Here is an 8,043-nt window from a genome sequence, read left to right as displayed (position 1 = left end):
AGATTCCGGCTCGGAGGCCGGAATGACATAAACATGAACTACATCTTAGACTTTATTCAACAGGGCGGCGTTATCGCCTACGTACTCGTAGCGATGAATTTCGTCGGTTATTCCATCATCGTATGGAAAATCATTTCGCTGATTCTCTTTAACAGGAGCATCCGCAAGCGCCTTCCGTCCAAAATCCTGCACCGCGTGGTAAGTCACAATACCGACCACCACATCATTATGGAAAGTATCCGCACCGAAATTGCGCTCGCCTTCTCGCCGCTGCAGAAGGGCATGACCACGATTGAAAATATCGCCAGCATTTCTCCATTGCTCGGCCTTTTGGGAACCGTGTTCGGCATTTTCAACGCCTTCAGCGTCATCGCCGTTTCGGGCCTTTCTGACGCAGGTGCATTCGCCACAGGCATCAAGCTCGCCCTCATTACGACGGTGATTGGCCTTGTGGTCGCCATTCCGCACGTCATCGCGTTCAACTACTTGAATGCCAGCATGGAATCGGAGCAGGACAACGTAGAAAACGATGTACTTTTGCAGCTGGGCCGCATTCTCAAGGAAAAGGACCACATTCGTTCTCAGAGCGCCGATTCCGCAAACGAGGATGCATAAATGGCCAAGCGCACCCGCCGAATCCGCCCCGACATGACGCCGCTCATCGACTGCGTCTTCTTGCTGTTGGTGTTCTTTTTGGTGACATCGGTGTTCAAGCAAGACGAATCGGTGCTCAAGCTGATTCTGCCCGAAACGCAGACCGAAACCAAGCGCGACACGCCCGAGGGCCTGTACATCGAGCTTTCCGAGACAGAACTCGCCTTTAACGGCCAACGAGGCACACCCGACGAACTCCGCGAAAAGGCCGCAACGGTGCAGAATAAGAAATCCCCTGTCGCCATCAAGATCGACAAGGGAACAACTTATGAACGCATCGCCGTTATCCTCGATATTTTACAGGTGCAAAAGCTGTACAATATCCAGCTGATCAACGAGATGGAAAGCGCGGAATAAAGCCATTTGCAGAAGGCGTGCTCCGGGGAAATTTGTTTTTAGCGGACCAAGACCTTGGCCACCATTGACTTCACTTTGACGAAATAGATGCCGGGTGAATCCACGTGTACCATAAGCTCGGCTCCCGTGGCACGGCCGATCCAAGCGGCCTTTCCATTGACCTTTACAACAGCGACCTTCTCGTTGCCGGCCAAGCCCGAAATGGCAATCGAACCATGGCTTGCAGCAACATTGTACAACGGGATATTCTTGGCAATCTTAGGCTCGTCATTCGCACCAGGAGTTTTTTTGAACAGGGCCTTGCTATTGGCGAGTATCGGATAACCGTTATTTACCTTTGCAGAATCATACACAAATTCCGGTCCCAGAAGTTCCACAAATTCTTTAGACTTCATGAATTCCTGAGTAAAACCATTGGTGTCTAGAGAATCAACCTGCAAGTAGAAAACATTCACACCGAATTCTTTACAATAATCACGACTATCTTTTGCTTTTACCGTTGAAATTGTATAAACCTTTTTCAAAGTCAAGCTGTCTGGTGCAGAATAATAGCCGATTAGCGACGACAAGGAGCCATTGCTGAGGTCATTCACCTGAACTTTGCCTACGTTAAAACTATTAGAAATAGTGTCACGATAACGCCACGTACTCATGGCACGACCTACGATTCCGCCCACATCGGTACCTCCGTCTACAGTCCTTACAGTCCCAGTGTTAAACACTCTGTCTATGACATAGCCATCTTCTGCTTTTGCAACAACACCACCGGCAATCTTCTTACCATTTACTTCGGAATTTCTATTCCAGCAATTCTTGACAACACCGCCTTCAAGAACCGCAACAATTGCGCTCGCCGTATCTCCGACAAACGTTGAATTTTCCACGCCCAAATTCTTGATGGTTCCTGCGACAAAGCCGAAAAGAGACGCTTTTTTATTCGTCTTGTCAGTTACGTCCATATTAAGTCCAGCAACAACATGATTGTCACCATCGAACTCACCTTCAAACCGAATCAAATAATTACCTATCGCCTCCCAGCTATCAGAACTTTCAAATACGATATCTTTTGTAAGTCTGTAATTTTTTGTATTGTAATAAAAATTCATAGCGGGATTATTCATAAAAGAAGACAGTCTAAGCAGTTCTTCCTTCGAGGAAATCAGGTACGGCGATTCAGGAGTTCCTTCACCTTTGAAGCCTTCATAAAAAACAGGATATCCGTCATTTTCACCCTTTTCATCGTACGCAAAAAAGATTCCCATTTTTTTGATGATATCTTTTTCCTTGAACTGCTTTTGGGTAAAGCTTGCGGTATCTGTAAAGGTTATGTTAGACGTATTGTTTGAGCCTGACAATCCAAGATTTCCCTTCTTTTCATAATAGGCATGGTTCACAAACCTTTCATTCGAAGCAACTCCGCTCAAAATCATTCCGCCAACATCAAGGCTATCCGTAATGACGTTTCCTGTGTTATAAACATAACTCAGAGTCGATGGATAGGCGACAACACCTCCTACCACAACACCCCTGACTTCTCCACGGTTAAAGCCTCCAACGACAGAGGCGGCAACCGAAATTCCTCCAGCGTCGTTACTTCCCTGAATATTGCCATAATTCTTGACAAAAAGCATGTCTCCGCCGGTGCCAGTTATTCCACCTGCGCGATCCTGCGATTTAATGTTTCCGTAATTCGTTGAATGAAAAACGTTAATATATCCTTTTCCGTAAATACCCCCCGCATATTCCGGACTTGTCACATCAGCATAATTTACAGCACCATCTATGACTCCTTTGGAAACCCGCCCAATAACACCACCCGCATACCCATACGAAGAATAAAAACCATCCATTCTCCGGGCTACAACAGTTCCAGATACTTTTATATTGGAAAGATTAACATTTTCCGCATAAGCAGCCAATGCTCCGGCCCCATAATGACCATCGATATGCACATTGGCAAGTTCCAAATTTTTGACGGTAATGGGGGCAATTACGGAATCGATAAAACCTGCGCGATTTTTAGGCCAAACGGATTTTAGATTCGTGATTTTATGTCCATCACCATCATAGTAGAGTCCATCCAACTCGAGAGGCACCCAGTTTCGCGAGGTATCATACACAATGTCAGCCGTTTGCTTGTAGTGGTTATTTGCAATGGCGCGAGCATGCTTACCAAATATGGCCAAATCGTTCATGCTGCCAATTAAATACGGATCACTTGAAGTACCAGAACCCTCCAGGTACTTAAAATTCTTATTCTCTTCAATTAAAATCGGATATCCGTTATTCAACTTTGTAGCACCAGTATCGGGAATGTAATACGCCCCCAAGGAGTCCGCATAATCATTCAGTTCCTCCATAGTCTTTCGTTCGTCAACCAGCACAAGGTCACCTTTATAGGTTTCAGCAAAGCTGTACGAGTTTTGACTGATGGAGTAATTATCGTAACCCTGCCAATTATCATGGGTAAACAGAGGATGCACATAGTTGTTTCCCTTGACTCGGCCCGCATTATACGAATTCTTAATGGCGTGTCCACTACGGGAACGTCCTGTGTAATAATTTCCGAAAAGACCTCCTACATAGGAGCCCCCAAAAATTTCACCCATATTTCGCAAATACGAAAAATTAAACGAGTACGAATCGGGGTCTCTATCTAGATACAATTGACCACCAATGCCACCAACGTATTTATTTCCAGAAACGGCGCCGAAATTTCTCAACTTGTAAAGGCCGGCATGAGCCACATCTATCATAAACAATCCAAAAATACCACCTACATACTCTCCTGTGCCAACAACAGAACCATAGTTGTCACAATAAGAGGAACTAGCCGACTCACTATAGAAAGCATTTCCTACAGAGAAAATTCCTCCCACGTAGGAATGACCCTTTACAGAGCCCTTGAATACAGCATAAGAAACTCCTCCGCCATCAGCAAAGCCATCACCATATGGCCGACCTACAATGCCACCAACAAAATCATACCCTTCCACAATAGCATCCGCGAACACGTTGTAGACCCCAATAAATCCATAGGCATGTCCGGCAATAGCACCAACATAGTCGCCACCCTTGATAAAAGAATTAACGACATTCAGATTCCGGACATCACCATTCAACTTACCGAATAGCCCCTGGTAATCCTCTTCGGAATTCACATAGAGGCCGCTAATGGTATGTCCATTTCCATCCAAATACACAGAAGCTTCCCTCGAGGAATCTCCTAAAGAAATCCATTTGTATTTGGGAGGCTTGGTTCCCCAATTCGCGGCATTGCCTTCGTTGATTACAATATCCGTTTCCAGTATATAGGAACGGCCTCTTTTTGTCGAGTCCGTGGAGTATGCCGCCATAAGCGCAAACTCTTCCACCGTGGAAATAACATAGGGGTCGCCCGAAGATCCATTTCCTTTAAAGAAACTCTTTGCTGGTTTGACATTCCAGGCGACTGGAGCCGCCAAAGAATTCCCCCAGGCAAGCAGCAGAAATAAGCAGATAAGTAGAATGTTTCTCATATTACTCCTCCCCTAAATTCTTGACACACCTTACCGATACACCGATTTGCTTATCGGCATGCCACCCAGAGAATTGAGGCTGCATAAAATAAACAACCATCGCCTCCTTTGACGAAATCTGATTAGATGTAGCAAAGCAGGCCTCGTTTCCCACAGAATAAAAAGCATCCCACTTATGGTAACCCACAGGTGCCACAGAAAAACCGGTTTGATTATAACCTGTATTTGCAGTAGTATAAAAACTACCCCAAGAGAATGTCCAGCCATATTCCGACATCAGTTCCTTATAGAAGAAACTTTTACTCAAAGCCTGCCATTCCAATGAATCAGGAATATGCCATCCCTCGGGGCAAATTCCGCGGCGTTCCTCGTCGCTAGAAAAAACGGGGGCCGCAATTGAATCGTACTTGGATTCAATATTCATGGCAGCAGTCCATTCATAATAACGGCCATAGTTTTCGCAACCAGCCGTACCGCGGAAGCAAAAATTCTTTTTCGCCATGTTTTTAGTTTCATCTTCGTAATTCAGGTTTTCGGCCATCCAAGTTCTGCCGCCGATATCGAGAGTCTTGTAAACGCGTCCATCGCGAGGATCCTTCAACTGGCCATACGTCACTGAATGATTGAAAAAATCCTCCTTAGGCGTATTATACATACTATCCTGAACCCAGTCGTGATTTTCACAGCGGAAACGGTAACCCAGCATATAGTATATTTCACCTTCCTTAGATTCCGTGCAAGCGTAGAGATTACAGATTTCTATAGCTGTGGCCCTGCGCCAGCCTTCGCCTTCATACACATAATACACCGGGTATGGTGATTTTGCGCTGTAAACCAAGCACTCCTTCGGCAAATTACGACGCGCATAGGTGGTATCCTCGGAAAAACGGGCAATGGTAAAGGAGCCTTCGGGAGCTTTGTCGAGACCAACCGTATCCGCCACGGAATCGGGAAGTACATACCAGTGTCCTTCATTACAGCGGTAGTAGCCATTACTCGAATACCCCGGCAGTCTCATATCATAAATGATAGTTCCTTCTTTTGCCGGCGTACAAGGAGTAAAGACAGAATCACGTGCATCCTTTATATAGTGGAATATGTCATGGTCCAATGCAGTTTCGTTCCATACTTCAAACTCCTCTTGTACACCCCTTTCTCCAATGAAGAAATTATACATAGTGTACCATTCTCCATTTACACAAATCAACGTATCCTTCGTCTTTGAGTCATAAATGCCCATCCCTTGAGTCTCGGCAGTACATTCCCTACTGTAATTATCTACAAACACTTCAATCCATAAGGTTCCGGAGCATTTAAAGAATCTGTCGTAGAACTCTACATAACCCGTTTTATTTGCCATAGATTTGTCACAGTCAGGAAGATCCGAATAGCGACGGAACGATCCTAGGCAGTCGTTTTTCCCTTCGCAAACGGTGGCACTATCGTTGCCGGAATTTCTGCCAGAACTGGACGACCTAGCGCTGGAGCTAGACTTTGCCGAAGAGCTGGATTTCGCCGAAGAGCTTGACTTTGTTGACGAACTCGACTTTGTTGATGAACTGGATTTGCCAGACCATTCAGAATATTCAATCCAGCGTTTGGAATGGCAAACCATTCTCCCTTCCTCTTCGGAAAGGAATATGATAAAGCCCTCTCTTGCACTAGTGCATTCGTAATCGTTCAGGTCTTCCAAAGTTCTAACGTATTCTTGATGAGTTGAAGTATTGTTTGTGGAGACCGAATCATCTCCGCACCCAAAGAAGAACATCGAAAGGGCAAGCAGGACTGCAATATGCAAAACGGCAATTTTATTAAGGGTTTTCATTATTCAGCCTCCCCCGCCACGACAGCGCTTTTTATACAGCGCAAATTGCAATATTGGTCATAACTTGTTTTTTTGATTGTTGTGGAAGACGACAGGAAAGTCTCCATCACCCCATAATAATGGTAATAATCTCCGGCTGCAGAAACTATGCAGAACCGATTCGCTCCGGTCCAAAAGTCTTTTGGATTGTCTAGGGTTCCACCCAAAGCTGTAAATCCAGAAGTATTCAGCTTGGAATAAAACGAATAGGAATCATGGGCAAAAGTCCAAGCTATCGGAGAATAAAGAGATGCTGAATATTTGTCGAACAGGTTTTCGAAGTGAGTCTTACTCGGGACTTCCCAGCCATCAGGACAAATGCCTTGATTTGTAAGCACGTCGCCAGAATCCGCAGCGTTCATGTAGTCGGCCCACTTGTAGAAGCGTCCGGATATTTCGCAGTTTGCAGGATCATCTTTGTAGCAAACTCCGAATTCTCTATCGGCACCCTTGTAGTTCAAATTCTGAGCCATCCATGTAACACCGTCAATTACAACAGTCCTGTATACTTGGCCATCACGTTCATCAGTCAAGGAGCCGTATTTAACATCCTCATTGAAAAAATTCGGATTTTTCAATTCAAATATGTTTGCATCATCCCATCCATCTCTGCGGCAGATGTACCAATAGCCCATAAAATCATACATGGAATCACGATTTGCATAGGAACACATTTTCCCGAAGCAGGTTTCCAAATCACTGGCCAATCTCCAGTATCCATCCATTACATACTGTTCGCCACCTGGAATTTCATTACTGCAATAAGTCGACATCTTTTTTTTCTTTGCATATTGCGTCGGGAACACCGCTTCAGCAAACGTTCCATCAGGAGCCTCCCCAAGTACAGCGGAATTCGCATCCAAGTATGTCGCCGCAACCCAAACCCGATTTTTGCAATAGTAAAGATTGTCTGCCGAAACTTCTATAACTCGAGCGGAATCAACGAAAACTTTACCCTCATTGCTATCATCGCATTTACCGAAAAGGCTGTCGGCCTTGAAAATCTTGGGAAGCGAGGCAGGGTATATGCTAGAACTGCTGCTAGCAGCGGTATCCTTATAAATGTCAAAGTAATTCGACAAATCGCTAACGCCAATCTGGTTTTTGGGATCCACAACAATTGATGAAGAACTGGGCACATGGACAGGCGGTTTGAATTCTACCCACTTACCATCGCTACAAACCAGGTAACCATTCAAAGAGATAACAAATACATACCTGCCTTCGTGAGAACTGTTGCAGTCCTTCAAATACTTGAGAGAAAACAAGGTGTCATCGGCAGCGACATAAAGAGAATCGATGCTTTGGGGATTGTGTACATAAGAGGAACTGCTTTTTTCGTCATCAGAGCCGTTTTCAGAGCTGTTATTTTTCCTGGAACTCGATGAACTCTTACCGTCGGAACGGGATTCCGTTTCAGAGTTTGTAAACTCCATCCAGAATCCATCCTGGCATGTCATGTAGACATCCATACTTTTTACATAGACAGAGTCATCCTGATGATCGTCGTCGCATTCCCCTAAAGAAGAAACGCTTTCGTAATGTTCACTGGGATTGGATGAGGAGTCACCTCCGCATCCCGCAAGAAGAAATACAATGGATAGGAGGCCCAAATAAACCTTTATCATTTCCTTAACCCTTATTCAATTT

Annotated in this window: 5 protein-coding genes; 2 read left to right on the top strand and 3 right to left on the bottom strand. The window is 45.0% G+C overall.

Annotated elements, in window-relative coordinates:
* Positions 1 to 615: MotA/TolQ/ExbB proton channel family protein (locus QZN53_RS10530; protein ID WP_294652973.1), on the top strand; the 615-nt coding region annotated here is incomplete at its 5' end.
* Positions 616 to 1,011, top strand: a complete 396-nt coding sequence (locus QZN53_RS10525) for a biopolymer transporter ExbD (RefSeq protein ID WP_072809024.1) — start codon at positions 616 to 618, stop codon at positions 1,009 to 1,011. It abuts the gene before it with no gap.
* A gap of 38 nt (positions 1,012 to 1,049) precedes the next feature.
* Here the strand turns inward: QZN53_RS10525 and QZN53_RS10520 are convergent, their stop codons facing one another.
* From QZN53_RS10520 to QZN53_RS10510, 3 genes are read right to left on the bottom strand one after another with little or no spacing between them, the layout of a single operon-like run.
* Positions 1,050 to 4,529: a hypothetical protein gene (locus QZN53_RS10520; protein ID WP_163438914.1), complete on the bottom strand. Its 3,480-nt coding sequence runs from the start codon at positions 4,527 to 4,529 to the stop codon at positions 1,050 to 1,052.
* A gap of 1 nt (position 4,530) precedes the next feature.
* Entirely contained in the window at positions 4,531 to 6,354 is a 1,824-nt protein-coding gene (locus QZN53_RS10515) for an FISUMP domain-containing protein (RefSeq protein WP_163438913.1), read from the bottom strand.
* Positions 6,354 to 8,021, bottom strand: coding sequence for an FISUMP domain-containing protein (locus tag QZN53_RS10510; protein WP_163438912.1), 1,668 nt, complete (start codon positions 8,019 to 8,021; stop codon positions 6,354 to 6,356). Before QZN53_RS10510 ends, QZN53_RS10515 begins: the two co-directional genes overlap by 1 nt.
* Between the last annotated feature and the right edge of the window lie 22 nt (positions 8,022 to 8,043).

This window comes from uncultured Fibrobacter sp. (genome assembly GCF_900316465.1).
In the GTDB taxonomy this organism is placed as follows: domain Bacteria; phylum Fibrobacterota; class Fibrobacteria; order Fibrobacterales; family Fibrobacteraceae; genus Fibrobacter.
This window is presented reverse-complemented; position numbering and strand designations above follow the sequence as displayed.